19 protein-coding genes and 1 tRNA gene are annotated in these 18495 nt (G+C 30.9%); 17 read left to right on the forward strand and 3 right to left on the reverse strand.

What is annotated here, in order from left to right; translation table 11 throughout:
• The first annotated feature begins 47 nt into the window (after positions 1-47).
• The 12 genes from sppA to TX50_RS06425 all read left to right on the forward strand — a co-directional run bounded on the left by sppA (position 48) and on the right by TX50_RS06425 (position 10778).
• Positions 48-857 (forward strand): signal peptide peptidase SppA, encoded by an 810-nt coding sequence (gene sppA / locus TX50_RS06370; protein WP_011132814.1) that lies wholly within the window; start codon positions 48-50, stop codon positions 855-857.
• A gap of 7 nt (positions 858-864) precedes the next feature.
• Positions 865-1248 (forward strand): chorismate mutase, encoded by a 384-nt coding sequence (gene aroH, locus TX50_RS06375; RefSeq protein ID WP_011132815.1) that lies wholly within the window; start codon positions 865-867, stop codon positions 1246-1248.
• A 68-nt stretch (positions 1249-1316) separates the two neighbouring features.
• Positions 1317-1889, forward strand: coding sequence for a DUF2808 domain-containing protein (locus TX50_RS06380; protein WP_036930545.1), 573 nt, complete (start codon positions 1317-1319; stop codon positions 1887-1889).
• Positions 1890-1919: 30 nt separating this feature from the next.
• Positions 1920-2057 carry a 50S ribosomal protein L34 gene (gene rpmH, locus TX50_RS06385; RefSeq protein WP_011132817.1) on the forward strand — a complete coding sequence of 46 codons (138 nt, stop codon included), beginning with the start codon at positions 1920-1922 and terminating at the stop codon, positions 2055-2057.
• Between the two features lie 13 nt (positions 2058-2070).
• The gene (locus TX50_RS06390; protein ID WP_036930543.1) at positions 2071-2457 is read left to right on the forward strand and encodes a ribonuclease P protein component; all 387 of its coding nucleotides are present in this window, start codon (positions 2071-2073) and stop codon (positions 2455-2457) included.
• On the forward strand, positions 2454-2867 hold the full coding sequence (locus TX50_RS06395; protein ID WP_011132819.1) for a PH domain-containing protein: 414 nt from the start codon (positions 2454-2456) through the stop codon (positions 2865-2867). The genes TX50_RS06390 and TX50_RS06395 overlap by 4 nt, the downstream gene beginning before the upstream one ends.
• A gap of 72 nt (positions 2868-2939) precedes the next feature.
• Positions 2940-4079, forward strand: coding sequence for a membrane protein insertase YidC (yidC, locus tag TX50_RS06400; protein ID WP_011132820.1), 1140 nt, complete (start codon positions 2940-2942; stop codon positions 4077-4079).
• Between the two features lie 20 nt (positions 4080-4099).
• Positions 4100-5566 (forward strand): AAA family ATPase, encoded by a 1467-nt coding sequence (locus TX50_RS06405; RefSeq protein WP_011132821.1) that lies wholly within the window; start codon positions 4100-4102, stop codon positions 5564-5566.
• A gap of 124 nt (positions 5567-5690) precedes the next feature.
• Positions 5691-6965, forward strand: a complete 1275-nt coding sequence (gene serS, locus TX50_RS06410; RefSeq protein ID WP_011132822.1) for a serine--tRNA ligase — start codon at positions 5691-5693, stop codon at positions 6963-6965.
• A gap of 9 nt (positions 6966-6974) precedes the next feature.
• On the forward strand, positions 6975-8054 hold the full coding sequence (rseP, locus tag TX50_RS06415; RefSeq protein ID WP_011132823.1) for an RIP metalloprotease RseP: 1080 nt from the start codon (positions 6975-6977) through the stop codon (positions 8052-8054).
• 65 nt (positions 8055-8119) lie between these two features.
• Positions 8120-8422: a 30S ribosomal protein S14 gene (gene rpsN / locus TX50_RS06420; protein WP_011132824.1), complete on the forward strand. Its 303-nt coding sequence runs from the start codon at positions 8120-8122 to the stop codon at positions 8420-8422.
• A 190-nt stretch (positions 8423-8612) separates the two neighbouring features.
• On the forward strand, positions 8613-10778 hold the full coding sequence (locus TX50_RS06425) for a polyribonucleotide nucleotidyltransferase (RefSeq protein ID WP_011132825.1): 2166 nt from the start codon (positions 8613-8615) through the stop codon (positions 10776-10778).
• On the opposite strand, the gene TX50_RS06430 is transcribed toward TX50_RS06425, so the two are convergent.
• Entirely contained in the window at positions 10771-11682 is a 912-nt protein-coding gene (locus TX50_RS06430) for a 3'(2'),5'-bisphosphate nucleotidase CysQ (protein WP_042116241.1), read from the reverse strand. The two genes, TX50_RS06425 and TX50_RS06430, sit on opposite strands and share 8 nt — an antisense overlap.
• Positions 11683-11685: 3 nt before the next feature.
• Here TX50_RS06430 and rsmI point away from each other — a divergent pair, with 3 nt between their 5' ends.
• Complete coding sequence (gene rsmI / locus TX50_RS06435) at positions 11686-12549, forward strand: 16S rRNA (cytidine(1402)-2'-O)-methyltransferase (protein WP_011132827.1); 864 nt, start codon at positions 11686-11688, stop codon at positions 12547-12549.
• Positions 12550-12570: 21 nt separating this feature from the next.
• Positions 12571-12789 carry a hypothetical protein gene (locus TX50_RS06440; protein WP_011132828.1) on the forward strand — a complete coding sequence of 73 codons (219 nt, stop codon included), beginning with the start codon at positions 12571-12573 and terminating at the stop codon, positions 12787-12789.
• Positions 12790-12792: 3 nt separating this feature from the next.
• Here the strand turns inward: TX50_RS06440 and TX50_RS06445 are convergent, their stop codons facing one another.
• Complete coding sequence (locus tag TX50_RS06445; protein WP_011132829.1) at positions 12793-13449, reverse strand: hypothetical protein; 657 nt, start codon at positions 13447-13449, stop codon at positions 12793-12795.
• A 97-nt stretch (positions 13450-13546) separates the two neighbouring features.
• Between TX50_RS06445 and TX50_RS06450 the strand changes: the two genes are divergently transcribed.
• From TX50_RS06450 to TX50_RS06460, 3 genes are all read left to right on the forward strand, one after another.
• On the forward strand, positions 13547-15004 hold the full coding sequence (locus TX50_RS06450; protein WP_011132830.1) for a mannose-1-phosphate guanylyltransferase/mannose-6-phosphate isomerase: 1458 nt from the start codon (positions 13547-13549) through the stop codon (positions 15002-15004).
• A 166-nt stretch (positions 15005-15170) separates the two neighbouring features.
• Positions 15171-15244, forward strand: a tRNA-Arg gene (locus TX50_RS06455).
• Positions 15245-15399: 155 nt separating this feature from the next.
• Positions 15400-16761 carry an O-antigen ligase family protein gene (locus TX50_RS06460; protein ID WP_011132831.1) on the forward strand — a complete coding sequence of 454 codons (1362 nt, stop codon included), beginning with the start codon at positions 15400-15402 and terminating at the stop codon, positions 16759-16761.
• A 323-nt stretch (positions 16762-17084) separates the two neighbouring features.
• Here TX50_RS06460 and TX50_RS06465 read toward each other — a convergent pair whose 3' ends face one another.
• On the reverse strand, positions 17085-18371 hold the full coding sequence (locus tag TX50_RS06465) for a glycosyltransferase 87 family protein (protein WP_036930537.1): 1287 nt from the start codon (positions 18369-18371) through the stop codon (positions 17085-17087).
• Positions 18372-18495 lie beyond the last annotated feature (124 nt).

An 18495-nucleotide genomic window follows, 5' to 3' on the forward strand; every position in this document is an offset into this window, starting at 1 on the left:
TGCTGATAGTCTTTTTAAAGTAGATTTATGATTTGTACCTTAAAAGAATGATTTGGCCTTTTAGACGTAAGTCAAAAAAAAGAATGGCTCGTATAGTAATTGATGAGCCAATAACAAGTTCAACAAGAGTTTCTGTCCTTAAAGCTCTAAAACAAATTGAGGATAGAGAATTCCCTGCATTAATACTTAGAATCGACTCCCCTGGAGGTACCGTCGGCGATAGTCAAGAAATATACTCTGCTATTAAAAGACTTAAAGAGAAAGGTTGTAAAGTCGTCGCAAGTTTTGGAAACATATCAGCTTCCGGTGGAGTATATATCGGTGTAGCCTCCGACAAAATTGTAGCGAACCCAGGAACTATAACGGGTTCGATTGGGGTAATAATAAGAGGAAATAATTTATCTGAACTTTTGAATAAAATTGGTATTAAGTTTGAGACGGTAAAAAGCGGAATTTATAAAGATATTCTTTCCCCAGATAAGCCTTTAAGTAAGGAAGGGAGAGAACTTTTACAAGGATTAATCAATGAGAGTTACAAACAATTCACTGAGGCTGTATCTGAAGGTAGAAATTTACTTGTAGACGATGTAAAGAAATTTGCTGATGGAAGAATCTTTACTGGAACACAAGCAAAAGATCTTGGATTAGTTGACAAGATTGGAGATGAGTTTGTTGCAAGGGAGCTTGCAGCAGAGATGGTAAATATCGATCCAAAAATACAACCGGTAACTTTTGGTAAGAAGAAAAAGAAAATATTAGGGCTTATACCAGGGAGTAGAATTGTAGAAAAAATTATTCATAATATATTTTTTGAAGTAAATTCATCTAATAAAATACTTTGGTTATATAAACCTTAAATCCGTTATGATTGAAAAATTTGAAGGAAATTACCAATTAACAATCATAAGAGGGGCTACGAATGCAAAAGATAATTCTGTAAAAGAAATCGAGAGTGCTGTAGTTGAATTAATCGAAGAATTAATTACAAGAAATAATATCGTTGTAAATAATTTGTTATCAATTACATTTACTGTGACAAATGATTTAGATGCATGTTTTCCTGCTTCCATTGCAAGAAAATGTAAAAGTCTTGATTCAGTAGCGTTCTTAGACTGCCAACAAATGTACGTTCCAAATGATATTGATTTTTGCATTAGATTAATGGCACAAGTTTTGTTACCTGCGGATCAAACTGTTAATCATCCTTATTTAAGATGCGCTTCAAAATTAAGGGCTGATAGATGTTAATCTTATTAAAACAATTCTCTCTATAAACTCGATAGTTAAATAACCAATCATCTATTTATCTAAACATGATGTTTAACAAACAAAAAAAATTAATTTTAAATTTAAAAATTTTAAAGCTGCTATTTTTTTCACCTTTGTTGATTTCAATTCCATTTTATCTTGGGAATAGTGATGCAAAGGCAGGATTAGAATTTCAATGGGATCAAGATTCAGGATATAGAAGATTAAAGTGGTTCCAAAAAGAAAACAAAAAAAGATTTAGAAATACAATCTTTTTCTTTTTAAGACCTTCTGATAGGCAAGCAAATCTTCTTAAAATTACATTAAACATTCCCAAAACATTCGATTCAACTCTTAAGGATAAAGTAAGTTTTTGTAAGGTAAAAATAGGAGGCTTTGAAGGTCGTACCAAATGTATAGAAGATATTCCTGCAGATGTAGATATAAATGAAGATAATTCATCACTAGATATATATCCTTATAGCCCAATCCCTTCAAATAAAGATAGTTACGCGATTGTTTTTAAAAAAATATCTAATCCTAAAAAGTCTGGTCTTAAGCAATTCCATTCTTATGGTCAGTATGCTCAAAAGAATACCTCTTCAAGATATTTAGGAAGCTGGACTATAGTGATCGATTAAGTGATAAATTAATAAAGGATAATAAAAAAAATGACAAAAAGAACATTCGGCGGAACATCAAGGAAAAGAAAACGTGTATCTGGTTTTAGAGTAAGAATGCGTTCTCATACAGGAAGAAGAGTTATTAAAAGCAGAAGAAAAAGAGGTAGAGAGAGAATAGCAGTTTAACTATTTTTTTATGATGGCCTTGCCCAAAGCTATGCGTTTAAAAGGTCATAGGACTTTTGATTATATTCATAAAAATTCTGTTAAATATTATGGGAAGTTAATTACTTTCAAAATAGCAAGAGCAAATCCAAAAATTCTCATGTCCCATAATAATGTTCATAGTTTAAATAATTTTAAAGTTGCCATATCTATAAGTAAGAAAGTATCAAAAAAAGCAGTAGAAAGAAATAAACTTAGGAGAATATTGCAGGATTCTTTATTAAAAAATTTCAGCCTGCAGAATAACCACAAACCTTATTGGTTACTTGTTAACCTTAAAGCTGGTAATTTCTACAATGATAAGATAAATCTATTGGAGGAATTTCAATACCTAATTTTTAAGTCAGGTTTATTTAAATGATTAACATTAATGAAGAATCGTTTTATGAGGGTGGCCCAGCTCGAAGTGATTTAATAATCAATTTATTTGCTGGTCTAACTCTTCTTGGTCTTCCATTCACATTTGCTGCAATAGTAAGAGCTTTATGGTTAAGATATAAAATTACCAATAAAAGAATAACTATTGATGGGGGATGGTTTGGCAAAAATAAAACTCAGGTATCTTTAAGCAATATTGAAGAGATAAGATCTATCCCGAGAGGATTTGGATCTTATGGAGACATGGTTTTAATACTCAACGATGGCTCTAAAGTTGAAATGAAATCTTTACCTTTATTTAGAGAAAAACAAAAGTTTATTGAGGAAAATATGGTTAAAAGATCACAAACATTAAATCTTAATGAGGTTGAGGGATTTGCTACTAAATCTTGATTAAATTAATTACAAAAGTTTTATTATCCTGTAAAATAAAGTGTCAAATAAATTCAATTCTTCTTTAATATCGTGATCGGGTTCATTTCAGAAAAATTATTAATCCCGATTCTAGATTTTTTCTACGGGTTAGTCCCTAGTTATGGTTTGGCCATTGTTGCATTAACAGTCGTAATTAGAATAGCTCTATTCCCGCTAAGCGCAGGTTCTATTAGAAGCGCTAGGAGGATGAAAATAGCACAACCTGTAATGCAAAAGAGGCAAGCAGAAATAAAGTCTAAATTTTCAAGTGATCCAAAGAAACAGCAAGAAGAATTGGGCAAATTAATGAATGAATTTGGTAGTCCTCTAGCAGGATGTTTACCTTTAATAGTTCAAATGCCTGTTTTATTTGCATTATTTGCAACTTTAAGAGGATCACCTTTCGCAGATGTCCCATACAACATAAATTTAAAAGTTCTACCACAAGATCAAATTGCCGCTATTGACCCGAAGCCATATAAATCCCCGAGACATTCAATATTTGTAACAGAAAAATCCCATTTTCCTGTCATTGCTACCCTTCCTAACGGTACAAAATTGGGTTCTGAAGAATCAGTTAAGATAAACTTGCAGACAACAAATGGGAACAACTATTCTGAAGTACTATCAAATTATGATAATGGTTCAAGATTTCTTCCTACTTGGACAGTGTCAAAAGGTTCAGAAAACATTAAAGTTTCTCAAGACGGATTAGTTACCGCAATCAAGCCAGGGGATGCAACAATTGAAGCTAAAATACCTGGATTAGCGGCAAAAAGCGGGTTTTTGTTTATTAAAGCACTTGGACAGGTTGGGTTTTATGTAGACGGTTCAATCAATTGGGATATAGCTACTTTAGTTGGAGCTTTCGGTTTAACCTTGCTTCTCTCACAAGTTTTATCTAGTCAAGGGATGCCTTCAAACGCGCAACAATCTACTGCTAATAAAATTACTCCTGTAATGATTACGGGTATGTTTTTGTTTTTTCCTTTACCAGCTGGAGTATTACTTTATATGGTTGTAGCGAACATATTCCAGGCGTTTCAGACTTTTCTGCTAAACAAAGAAGCTCTTCCAGCAAACTTACAAAAAATTCTTGATGATCAATTAACAGGCAAAAATAAAGTAATACCCTCTACTGCCAACATCTCAGATAAAAGATTACCATTTGAACCTAATAACAAAAAATAGTTTTTCTTTTTAGATAGATAATGGATTCTTGGAGTAGAAATTTCGAATTACTTATAAACTCCAGAACTCCTTTAATTTGGATAAGAACAAAAGAAGAAGAAAGATTATACAAAGTTATTGATAAATCATGTAAAAAATTAAATATTAAAAGATTCGTATCTTGGGATTGTGTTAATGGCATCAAAGGAGTATTAAATGAAAATGGCAAATTTTCGAACAATCCGCTGGGAGTTCTTAATTGGATAAAGGCACAAACGTCTGAAATACCTACAATTTTATTGGTAAGAGATTTTCATAAATTTTATGATGATCCATCTATCAGTAGAACAATAAAAGAATTATCATCTTCACTTAGAGAAACGAACAATAACCTAATTCTTAGTTCACATATATTGCCATCATCTGAAGAACTTGATGATTTAATTACAATACTCAACTTACCTCTACCTGATTTAAGTGAATTGACAGCTCTTATAAAAAAAATTGCTTTTAATACTGATTCTGATTTAAGCGAACAAGACCTAAACGAGCTTGCAATAGCTTCAAGTGGATTAAGCGAAATAAAAGTTAAGCAAGTAACAGCAAAAGCACTCGCTCAAAGAGGAAAAATAAGTAAATTTGATATCAAAGATATTCTTGAAGAGAAAAAACAGGTTATTGCTAGAAGTGAAATATTAGAATTTTGTGAAAGTAAGTCAAGTCAAAATGATATTGGAGGTTTGAAATTATTAAAAACTTGGCTTAAACAAAGATATAGAGCTTTTTCAAAAGAAGCCCAAGAATACGGATTGCCAATTCCTAAAGGTGTCTTATTAGTTGGGCCACAAGGAACTGGGAAATCTTTAACAGCCAAATCAATTTCTGAAAGCTGGTCGATGCCTCTTCTTAGACTTGATGTCGGTAGATTATTTTCAAGTCTTGTAGGGTCAAGTGAGGCAAGAACAAGAGAGACAATTTCAAGAGCAGAAGCAATGTCACCATGCATCCTATGGATTGATGAAATTGATAAGGGATTTGGTGGAGATGCTAGAAGTGATGGAGGAACTAGTCAAAGAGTTTTAGCTAGTTTGCTAACTTGGATGGCAGAAAAAGAATCAGCAGTATTTGTAATTGCTACCGCTAATGCTATCGATAAGCTCCCAGCAGAATTATTGAGGAAAGGTAGATTTGATGAAATATTTTTTCTTGATTTACCAAATTCTGAAGAAAGATTGAGCATTCTTGATTTGCACCTTAAGAAAAGGAGACCTAGCTATAGTTTTCCTCTTTCAACAATAATTGATCGAACAGATGGATATTCAGGAGCGGAACTTGAGCAAGCAGTTATAGAGGGTATGCACTTTTCATTCTCTGAAAATAGAGAATTAATGGAAAAAGATTTAATTAAAGCTGTTTCTGAATTAGTGCCGTTATCACGCACAGCTAAAGAGCAAATAGATTTATTAAAAGAATGGTCTTCTACAGGCCGAGCTCGTTCTGCATCTTAGTTTCTTTTTAATTTAAAAATGTAAATTAAGTTAGTAATCTATGTATTTAATTAATTTTTCATCAAAAAGCTCTGATAATGATTTGAGATAAACTATCTTATTAAGATATGAAAAATTAAAAAGAGTGTTAGATCAAAAATTAATAAGAGAAAATCCAACATTTGTAGAAGATAATTTATCCTTAAGAGGTAAAGTTTATGATATAGCTCGCATACGTGAACTAAGTTTAGAGAGAAAAGAAATTGACACCGAAATATCAAGTCTGCAATCAGAAAGTAAAAAATTAAGCAAAATAATTGGCCAAGAAATAAGAAATTCTAATATTAATTCTAAGGAACTCAATGAATTAAAAGATAAGGGAAATAAATACAGAATAAAAGTTTCTGAATTTGAAGAACAAAAAAGAATTCTAGACAAACAACTTCAAGATGAAATATCAAAATTACCTAATTTACCAAGTAAAGATGCACCTCTTGGAGAAAATGAAAATAATAATATTCAAATTAAAGAATGGGGAGATCCTCTAACAAAAGATAATCTCAAAGCTCACTGGGAGATAGGTGAAAATTTAAATCTATTTGATTCCGTAAAGTCAACCAAAATTTCAAAAAGTCGTTTTATTACCCTTACAGGAAATGGAGCAAGGTTGGAGAGGGCTCTAGTTAATTTCATGCTAGATGTTCATTCAAATAACGGGTACTTAGAATTAATGCCTCCAGCTTTAGTTAATTCAGAAAGTCTTCAAGGATCTGGCCAACTTCCAAAATTTTCAAATGAAAGTTTTAAGTGTGCTAATGACGATTTATGGCTCTCTCCAACAGCAGAAGTTCCTCTGACTGCTTTTCATAAAAATGAGATTATTGATCCAAAAATTTTGCCTTTAAAGTATGTAGCTTACAGCCCTTGTTTTAGAAGAGAAGCGGGTAGTTATGGAAGGGATACAAAAGGATTAATAAGACTTCATCAATTTAATAAGGTTGAATTATATTGGTTTTGTCATCCAAATAAATCACTAGAGGCTCATAAAGAGATAACGGCAGATGCAGAAAGTATCCTAAAAAAGCTCAACTTGCCCTACAGATCAGTAGATATTTGCACTGGAGATTTAGGTTTTTCTTCTAGCAGAACTTTCGATCTTGAAGTTTGGCTGCCGAGCAGTCAATGTTATAGAGAAATATCTAGTTGCAGTAATTGCCTAGACTTTCAAGCTCGTAGATCATCAATAAGAACAAAAATTGATAAGAAAACTTCTTATATCCACACTTTAAATGGAAGTGGTTTAGCTATTGGAAGAACAATGGCAGCAATTCTTGAAAACGGCCAACAACTTGATGGAAGTGTAAAAATTCCTGATGCTCTTGTTCCATACTTTGGATCATCTTTCATAAAAACTACCTAATATAAAATAATGAATGTTTTAACCTCAATAACTGTACTAGGATTTCTTATTTTCTTTCATGAATTGGGTCATTTTCTAGCTGCAATATTCCAAGGAATTTACGTTGACGGTTTTTCTATTGGATTTGGTCCTTCAATAATACAAAAAAAATATAAGGGTATCACTTACTCTTTTAGAGCCTTTCCTTTAGGAGGATTTGTTTCCTTCCCTGATGAAGAAATCAATAACATTGACCCAGAAGACCCAAACCTTTTAAAGAATAGGCCAATAATCCAAAGAGTAATTGTAATATCTGCTGGAGTATTTGCTAACTTACTTCTTGCTTATACAATTCTAATTTTAAATGTAACTACTATTGGAATTCCCTTTGATCCAGAACCAGGGATTTTAGTTTTGGCAACTCAACCAGAAAAAGCTGCTTTTAAAGCCGGTTTAGAAGCTGGGGATAAAATATTAAAAATAGATGACAATGTATTAGGTGTTGGTGATCAAGCAGTAGCGTCTCTGGTAGAAAGAATCCAAAGTTCATCAGAAGAATCAATACCAATTGAAATTGAGAGAGAGAACTCATATCAAAAATTAACTCTAATTCCTCAAAATATTGATGGGAAAGGGACCATTGGAGCTCAGTTACAACCAAATATTAAAAAAGAAACAAAAAAAACCAAAAATATTAATGAACTTTTTCAATACACTAATAATGAGTTTTCATCCCTTTTAATAAAAACAATCCAAGGTTATAAAGGACTAATTACAAATTTCTCATCAACAGCTCAACAATTAAGTGGGCCAGTGAAAATTGTTGAAATTGGAGCTCAGTTATCAGAGCAAGGTGGTACTGGAATATTATTATTTGCTGCATTGATATCTATAAATTTGGCTGTTCTGAACTCTCTTCCTCTACCACTTCTTGATGGAGGTCAACTTGTATTTACTCTTATTGAAGGATTAAGAGGAAAACCCGTCCCAGTTAAAATTCAAATAGCCGTAACTCAATCAAGCTTTTTTCTTTTGGTAGGACTAAGCGTTTTATTAATAATTAGAGATACTAGTCAATTACTCATAGTTCAAAGATTTCTTAATCAATAACTTATTTTTTTATTTTTGATAGTTCAGCTGTTAATATAATATATATGTTTTGAAGAAAAATTTTAATGGCTAAAAAATCAATGATTGCTAGAGAAGTTAAACGTAAAAAACTAGTAAAAAAATATGCTACCAAGAGGAAATCATTATTAGATGAATTTAATGCTGCTAAAGATCCTATGGAAAGATTAGAAATACATAGAAAGATACAAGGACTTCCAAGGAACTCAGCTCCCACAAGAGTTAGGAATAGATGTTGGGCTACAGGTAAACCAAGAGGTGTGTATAGAGATTTTGGATTATGCAGAAATCAGTTAAGGCTAAGAGCTCATAATGGGGAATTACCTGGAGTAGTAAAATCTAGCTGGTAATTAAAAAAATATTGTAGATTTTAAGATATTCACTATTTCTTATATTTTAGAAAAAACCTAGTTATTCCAATCGATTAAAGTTGATAACCAGACTATCAACAGAATTATTTTAAAACCTTATTTAATAAATCTCTCAATATGTACCTACGAGATGTAAGAATAAATTATGTATAGAATTATAATTTAAAAAGTGGAAGGAAAAAATACGTCGATCACGTTTGACGGACGAGAGATACGACTAACTACAGGACTATATGCTCCTCAAGCTGGTGGAGCTGTAATGATTGAATGTGGAGACACATCTTTATTAGTCACAGCAACAAAAACAACGAAAAAGCAAGCTGCAGACTTTCTCCCTCTAATATGTGATTATGAGGAAAAGTTGTATGCTGCCGGAAGAATTCCAGGCGGGTTCATGAGAAGAGAGGGCAGACCTCCTGAAAGAGCAACATTAATAGCAAGGTTAATAGATAGACCAATGAGGCCTCTTTTCCCATCTTGGATGAGAGATGAGATACAAATAGTTGCTTCTTGCCTTTCCCTTGATGAAAGGGTACCTGCAGATGTTCTAGGCGTAACAGGAGCCTCAATTGCAACCTTGTTAGCAGAAATACCATTCTACGGACCAATGGCTGCTGTAAGAGTAGGGCTAATAGGAGATGACTTTATTTTAAATCCAAGCTACAGAGAAATAGAAAAAGGTGATTTAGATATTGTTGTGGCAGGATCTCCAGAGGGAATTGTGATGATTGAGGCAGGTGCCAATCAACTTTCGGAACAAGATACTATTGAGGCCATAGATTTCGGTTATGAGGCTGTAAGCGAACTAATTAAAGCTCAAGAAAATCTTCTTAAAGACTTAGGAATAAAACAGGTTAAGCCTTTAGAACCAGAAGAAGATAAAGCATTAGCAACATATTTAGAGAAAAACTGTACTAAGCCAATTGATCTAATCTTAAAGAAATTTGATCAATCTAAAGAAGAGAGAGATCTTGAATTAGATAAAATAGAACTTGAAGTGCAAACAAAAATTGATTCACTTAAAGATGATAATCAATTAAAAGTTCTTACTTCAGAGAATGAAAAACTAATACATTCTGACTTCAAAAAGTTAACCAAAAAATTAATGAGGTCACAAATAATTAATGAAGGAAAAAGAGTTGATGGAAGAGATCTTGACGAAGTTAGAAAAATATCAGCATCTGCTGGAATACTTCCGAAAAGAGTTCACGGGTCTGCATTATTTCAAAGAGGTTTAACACAAGTATTATCTACTACAACACTTGGAACTCCTAGTGATGCTCAAGAGATGGATGATCTAAACCCAAGTACTGAGAAAACTTATTTGCATCATTATAATTTCCCTCCTTACTCAGTTGGAGAGACTAGACCAATGAGAACTCCTGGGAGAAGAGAGATAGGTCATGGTGCACTAGCAGAAAGAGCAATAACTCCCGTATTACCAGGTAAAGAGACTTTTCCATATGTCTTAAGAGTAGTCAGTGAAGTACTGAGCTCCAATGGATCCACCTCTATGGGATCAGTATGTGGAAGTACACTTTCATTACTTGACGCTGGAGTTCCCCTCAAGGCTCCAGTAAGTGGTACTGCAATGGGTTTAATTAAAGAGGGTAAAGAGGTCAGAATCCTTACAGATATTCAGGGAATTGAGGATTTTCTTGGAGATATGGACTTCAAAGTGGCTGGCACTGAGAAAGGTATCACTGCTCTACAAATGGATATGAAAATTACGGGCTTACCCGTTTCTGTAATTTCTGATGCAATCAAAAAAGCCCGACCAGCAAGATTACATATTCTTGAAAAAATGCAAGAGGCCATTGATAAACCTCAAGAATCATTGTCACCACATGCTCCAAGGCTTTTAAGTTTTAGGATTGATCCAGAACTTATAGGTACTGTTATCGGTCCGGGAGGGAGAACTATTAAAGGAATTACTGAAAGAACTAATACAAAAATAGATATTGAAGACGGAGGAATCGTAACTATTGCTTCTCATGACGGCGCTGCAGCTGAAGAAGCTCAAAAGATAATAGAGGGTTTAACTCGAAAAGTACACGAAGGAGAGATCTTTCCAGGTGTTGTTACAAGGATCATTCCAATAGGTGCTTTTGTTGAAATCCTTCCAGGGAAAGAAGGGATGGTGCATATTTCTCAATTATCTGAAGCAAGAGTTGAGAGAGTTGAAGATGTGGTTAGACAGGGAGATGAGGTGACAGTTAGAGTTCGTGAAATTGATAGCAGAGGAAGGATTAATCTCACATTAAGAGGTGTAGCTCAGAACGGAGGGATGTCATATCCAGAACCTACTCCTACACCTGTTGCTCCTCTTAATTAATTCTTAAAGGGTATATATCGTATTTTTTGATAATTTCCTTAATTTCAGTACATATATCTTTATGAGTATTGATATTACTGGATGCAACGATGATACCCCCTTGCTCGAAATTTGATTTCCCGTAAATAAGTTCTTGATTATCTAAATTTGTAATTACTCCTCCTGCTGTTTTTAAAATAGCTTCTGGTGCAGCAAAATCCCAATCTTTAGGGGAGCTTTTCCCCATTAGGCTCAAACTTATATAAATATCGCTTTCTCCTCTGATGATTGATGCGATCTTACAGCCTATACTTCCCATTGTAATTACTTTATAAAAATCAATTTTTTGAATTAATTTTTTTATTATTTCATTTCTATGATTTTTACTTGTTACTAAACTCATATCTTTAAGACTTTTGTTTGTAGATAAATTGGGTTTAATTTTTGATCCATCTTTTTTTTCTCCCCAAACTTTTTCTCCATCCGTAATCCATAATTCATCTTTATCTGGTATTAAAACAATTCCAATATATGGCTTATTCTTATAATTTAAAGCTAGATGCATTGCATAGTTCCCTGTCCCTTGAATAAAATCCTTAGTCCCATCAAGAGGGTCAAGAACCCAAATCCAATCAGCATTATTATTACAACTTTCAGAGGTTAATTTTACGTTTTCCTCACTTAAAATTTCCCAATTAATGTCTTTATATTTTTCATTAATTCTTTTAATGATTACCTCATTAACTTTTAAATCTGCCTTTGTTACTGGATCATCTAAATTATCATTTTTTAGTATATTGCTTTTGTTGTTTGAATCTTTTACTATTTTAGAGTAATAAATTAAGGTTTCATAAGCTTCCCAGCTAAAAGCCCGTAAATCATCGATAAGATTTTCAAGATAAACACCAGAGGGTAATTTAATCACTAAATGAATATTAAACAACCATCTTCTCATAAAAATCCAGAACCTGAAAGTAGCGTTTTATATATTGTTGGTACGCCCATAGGGAATTTAAGTGATTTATCCTCAAGAGCAATAAATATTTTAAAAAATGTTTCTTTAATTGCATGCGAAGATACTAGACAAACAAAAAAAATAATGAACAAATTCGAATTCACAAATAATCTTATAAGCTTCAATAAGCATAATTCTTTAAAAAAAATCCCAAGAATAATTAATGATCTAAACTCAGGAAAATCGGTAGCCTTAGTCAGTGATGCTGGGATGCCAAGTATTTGTGATCCTGGGGAGGATCTTGTTAAGAATGTTAGGTCGAATGGATCAAATATAATTTGTATCCCGGGACCATGCGCAGCTCTTACTGCCCTTGTATCAAGTGGTTTGCCTTCTTCTAAATTTATATTTGAAGGTTTTCTTCCAAAAAAAAAGTCACAAAGAGAAAAAATTCTTTTTGAAATCAGTAAAAATGAAAAGACTACAATTATTTATGAATCTCCTCATCGCCTAAAGAAATTACTGAATGAACTAAAAATTTATTGCGGTGGCGAAAGAGAAATTCAAGTCTCCCGAGAACTAACAAAAAAGTTTGAAGAACATATTGGTAATGATATTAATAACGTAATAAAAACTTTTCAAGAAAAAGAGGTAATAGGTGAGTTAACTATAGTTATTAAGGGAATCAAGAAAGAAAGCAACTTATTAATTAACAAATCAGATTTAAAAAAAGAGCTTAACGAATTAATTAAGGCCGGATTAAGCTTATCAGCCGCATCAAAATACTTAGCAAAAAAACATGGAATTAAAAAAAGCGAAACTTATAATTTGAATTAATATTTATATAAATAAAAGAATATGCCTCTTCGATTAAAAAACTTAGTTTTCAACGTAACATTCAATTCTTGTTTGTTTTTAATATTAATAATTGGTATTCAAAATAGTTCAAAGAAAAGTAGTATTAATTTGTTGATAGATGAAACAGTAAATTTACCAATTAGTTTTATTATTGGATCAAGTTTCATAAGCGGATCTATTATTGGAAGTATCCTAAGTTCAAATTCCGGTAATAAATAATAATTAAAGCGCTATTAATTTTTCAGAACTTACAATCCTTGAAATTCCGCGAGATCGCAAAATAGGTGCAACTATTCTGAAAACATCTGTATTTGGAACCTTAATTACTTTTTGTTCCTTATTACAAAATCTCTTTGCAATTTTTAAATCAAAAAATATTGAAATAGTTTTTCTATTTAAATCATCAATTGGAAGAAAACTCCATTCTGGATAATCTTTTAATAGTTTTATTTCTAACTCAATTTTTTTATCAACTATCATATAAACCAAATCTGGTAATTTAATTTCTGAAATTGACACTGATGATAAATCTTTTTGTTTTTCAGGCAGTTCATCAAGTAAAGGAGGAACCTCACAGAAAGATTGTACGAAAAAGCTCTCATTAGCACTATAGGTATCAATATCTTTCTTATTTTCTTCCTCACTAAAAGAATCTGTTTTTCTGAAATTAGTTCCACCTATAGTTTTTTTTGTTTGACTAGAAAAGGATATTTTTTTTTTAAATTTCTTAAAATCAATTTCTCCAAAAATTATCTTTAACTGTCTTGTTATTGTTTGTTGTGAAAATTGAAAACTTTTAGATATTTCCTGAATTGAATTGCCTTGAATAAATAAATCTTTTATTTGTTTTTTTTGTAGTTCAGAAACTTTCTTGGACACAAAATTTAATATGGATTAATTTTTATTTTACTATATAAAATTATGCTAAATTTAAAAAAAAATCAACTCAGACTTAAAAGTGAAATAGTTTAAAAATATGATAAATAATTTAAAATCAGATTTAAAATTGCAGCCTGTAATTTTATCAGGAGGAAAGGGTTCAAGACTTTGGCCTTTATCTAGAGAATGTTATCCAAAACAATATTTAGAATTATATGAGGGAAATAAGTTTTCGTTATTGCAGAATACTTTTTTAAGACTAAATCTCTTAGATAACTTAGAGCCTCCAATAATAATTTGTAATGAATCACAAAGATTTCTTGTGGCGGAACAAATGTTAAAGATAAATGTAGTGCCAAAGTCCATAATTATTGAGCCCGTAGGTAAAAATACAGGGCCCGCAGTAGCCCTAGCGGCAATTGCTGCAAATAAAAAAGGACAAGATCCAGCTCTTCTTATCCTTTCTTCGGATCATGTGATTAATGATTCGAAAGAGTTTACAGCAACCATAATTGAAGGACTAATACATGCAAAGCAAGGAAAAATTGTCTCTTTTGGAGTAGTTCCAACATATCCAGAAACTGGTTATGGATATATTGAATCACTTGAAGAACTAACCAATTTTAAGAAATCAAGTTCTATAAAAAGATTTATAGAAAAACCTGAAGAAGATAGGGCTAAACAATTTATTCAAAGCAATCTATTTACTTGGAATAGTGGGATTTTCCTATTTAAAGCATCAACTATTATTCAAGAATTCAATAGATTCGCTCCTGAAATTATTCATATTTGTAAGAAATCTATTGTTAGTGCAGTAAGTGATCTTGATTTTCTTAGATTAAACAATGAAATTTTTCAAAAATGTCCAAATGTTCCAATCGATATCGCAATAATGGAAAAAACAGATAAAGGTACTGTAGTTAGGCTAAATGCTGGATGGAGTGATATTGGAAATTGGGAATCTGTTTGGGATAATTCGACTAAAGACAATGAAAGAAACTCCACTAAAGGTAATGTTCTACTGATGGAATCTCATGGATGCTATTTAAGGAGTGAAAAAAGACTCCTTGTAGGTCTAGGACTAAAAGATCTTATAGTAATTGAAACTGATGATGCCGTACTTGTAATTAATAAAAGCTCAGCTCAAAAAGTTAAGCATATAGTAGAGGATTTAGAGAAAAAAAATATTTCAGAAGGAAAAGTCAATAAAAAAATATACAGGCCATGGGGAAGTTATACTTCAATTTCTAATGGAATTACTTGGCAAGTAAAAAAATTAGAGGTAAATCCAGGTGCGAGTCTATCTTTACAGATGCATTTTCACAGAACTGAGCATTGGATAATTGTTGATGGCACTGCAAAAGTTGAAATTAATAATCACGAAACGATCTTAAATCAAAACGAAAGTATATATGTTCCTATTCAGGCGAAACATCGATTATCTAATCCAGGAAACGAGAACTTAATAATAATAGAAGTACAAAATGGTAAATATCTTGGGGAGGACGATATTGTAAGGTTCGAAGATATCTATGGAAGAAAAAAAGATCTTTAGAAAATCTTTATTTTGGCACTAATATAATTTTTGAAATAACAAATTTAAAACAATCTTGTTTGTATTCATTTTTATCAGTAAACTCTTAAGGTGGAGTTAAAAAATTAAAAACAAAATTCCTTCAAAATAATGATTATTCTGAATATTTTTTTTCAGGATTTTTATTGCTCTCTTAGCTCAGCTGGATAGAGCAACTGCCTTCTAAGCAGTGGGTCGCAGGTTCGAATCCTGCAGAGAGCGTAAATCAAAATTAATTTATACATCTGATCATTAGATTATGATCAATTAAAAATTTCTTTTTGAAATTATAACTTTTAACCAATTTATAAATCGACATAAAATGTGAACTATTATATTAACATTAACTAACATTAATATATCTTCCAAGAAATTTTGTGAATTTTAATTTTATTCCGAGAATAGAATTCAAAGAGCTTTTTGTTAAATCTAATAAAAATTTAAATGGTATTAATTATTTTAGAATTGGAGTCTTCTTATTACCAAGTGCCTTTAGTGTATCATCTATATTTCTAATAATTGCTTTAATCATTAATACTAAGAGCGAAAAGATTAATTATTTTAAAGACTACTTCAATTACCCTTTGTTCCTCTCAGGGATATTAATTTTAATAACTGCAATATCAAATTATTTATCAAATTCTCAAATTGCAGATATGAGATTTGAGAATAGAATCCAATTTTTACTTGATATTGCAAATTGGATTCCTTTTTTTTATGTATTCTCATCATTTGGAAATTATCTCTCAAATACAAAACTAAGGAAAGAATTTTCAATTTTACTTATTTCGGGTTCTCTCCCAATTTTTGTAAGTGGTTTTTACCAGTTTTTTTTATTTAAATTTAATATGCCTTTTTCACTTTCTGGGCCTTATAAGTTATTTAATGGATTAATTACTTGGTATCAGTATGTGATCCAACCTACAGGAGAATTAGGAGTAACAAGTATCTTTAATAATCCAAATTACCTTGGATGTTGGCTTTTAATTTTGTTACCATTTTCAATGTTTTTATCAATTCAAAAATACGAAAAAAGATATCAAAAAATTTTTGCATTAAGTTTTTTAATATCGATAGTTATTCTGATAGCACTCTCTAAATCCAGAGCAGCTTTAGGCCTATTAGCATTATCTATACCAGCAACATTTGAATTGAATTTATTAATAACAACATTATTTTTAATATTTTATTTAAGTACGAATTTATTAATAATATTTTTTGCAAATACAGATTATCAATCATCAATAAAACAACTAATACCTGAACAAATAATTAATGATTTTTCTCAAAGTAAACTTTTGGGAAATCCATCTAGAGAATTAAGATCTGATATTTGGTCGAGTGCAATAAATTTTATAAAGTTAAAGCCATTATTTGGTATAGGTGCAGGACTATTCCCATTAGTTTATATTTCTAGGAATGAATTAACTGAAGAAGTGAACAACTGGGTTGGTCATACTCACAATTTATTTTTGGAGTTAGCATTTAATTATGGCTTAATTTTAGCTTCTGTTATCAGCTTCTTTATACTTTTTCTAATTATCAAAAGTTTTTTTGTAATCCGATTTAATAAATTAAAAGCTTGTAATAGTATTAATAATTTCAATAGGGCATGGTGGGCAGCGACGATATTATTAGTTTCATCTCAACTTGTAGATGTTCAATACTACGATGGAAGAATTTCTATTGTATTTTGGATACTATTATCAGGATTAAGGGCAATTATAAAAGAGGGTTAATAGAGTAATAGTTAAATTAAGAAAGACATTTATATTAATTATTTTTCTTGAATTTAAATGCCAAAGGGTGTCTATCTCTAGATGAATTTATTGGTCTTGGAAGTGGAAGTTTAAAACTAAAATTTTGATTTTGATTTTTTCTATTTCATTAATTTTATAGAAAACCTTCTTAGTCTTTAAAATTCATATTCAAAACTTTTTGTCTTCTAATTTTTATAGGCAAATCTTCTAACCAGAATTTTTCATTCTACTTTAGTTATTTTTAATGTTCTGAATGCTTTTTGAAGAAAATTATAAATTCCAAAAATTTCTGGTAAAAATTTTTAAGAAGAAATACTTTTTGAAGATAAAGCTTTTGGATCTTTTTTAAGCAACTTAACAATCTCTATTAACATTAATATTGAAAATAAAATATAAGGTAGAGATCCCAGTCCCCTTAAATAATTGGGTAAACCGTGAAACATATGACATGAAAGTGCATAAAAAGTTTGATAGAAATTCAAAAAACAAATCCACATTAAAAAAGAAATAAATAATCTTCCATTTTTCATTAATTTTTTATCGTAAATATATCTAATCATCATTGGCGAAACAGCGAAGAAGAAAAGAAAGAATTGCGGATGTCCTACTTTATAAAAAGTAAACGCAAATGCCAAAGTTAATATAACTGCTGGTAAAAGATCGATCTTATTTTTATATATGAAAAATAGTACGATAAGTAATACTAAACCCATAGCGAATAAACTATATTCATCAAGATTAATTCCTACAATTCTTCTGAAGAAATTAAAGAAAGAGAGATGCTTAGAATGCCTGTCGGCCGCATATAATATTGGGTTTAGGGTTGAATTACCCCAAATAATTATTGAAGTGAATAATATACTAATTATTGATAAAAAATACGAAGTAAAAAAATTAACATCAATTCTTTTTTTCCTTAGGATAAATAATGGAGCAATGAAGACTGGGTAGACTTTTATCATCGTTGCTAAAGCAAGAGATATACCAGACAGCAAGCTATTTTGTTTTGTATTGTTGGATAAAGATAGATATAACGATAAAACTATTAAACCAGCCACTGGGGTATCATTAAGTCCATAATATGCAATGGTTAGTAGACAAAATGGTGAAAAAGCAAATACTGAAAATATTCTTATTTTTGAAAAAGTATCTAATTCTCTTTTAAAATTTAAGGGAGATATTGAAGATAAATACATTGGAATTGCAAATATACAAACGAATACAAATTTTGGTAAGGAATTGTTTATAACTGCTAATGGGGCAAAAATATTATGGATTGGTAAGTAAGCATTATCTGTTCCAATCCAAGGATCCAATCCTTGATTAATAATTGCCCAATGATTTAAATAAGCTTTATAGTCCATGACTCCATTCCTACTAGCTATAAATATCAGTCCTATCGAAACTAAACAATAAAAAGCAGTTAATTTTATTGATTTATATTCATTTTTTATATTAATAAACGTTCCATCAATTTTTTCATTGCTTAAAATTTTTAAAATAGCAGCTTTTAGTAAATATGAAGAGAAAATTGCAGATATTAAAGCCTGGGAAAAAATAATAAAAGTATTAATATCATAATTAAACATATAGTATAGTTTGCAAACTAATGCTGCCTGAAAAATAATTACTGGCGTTGAAAAGATAAAAAAAAAGAGGTATCTATTAATTTTCATTTTTAGATAGAGTTATTGTTGAATTTATCATTTAATT

This window comes from Prochlorococcus marinus subsp. pastoris str. CCMP1986 (assembly GCF_000011465.1).
Taxonomy (GTDB): Bacteria; Cyanobacteriota; Cyanobacteriia; order PCC-6307; family Cyanobiaceae; genus Prochlorococcus_A; species Prochlorococcus_A pastoris.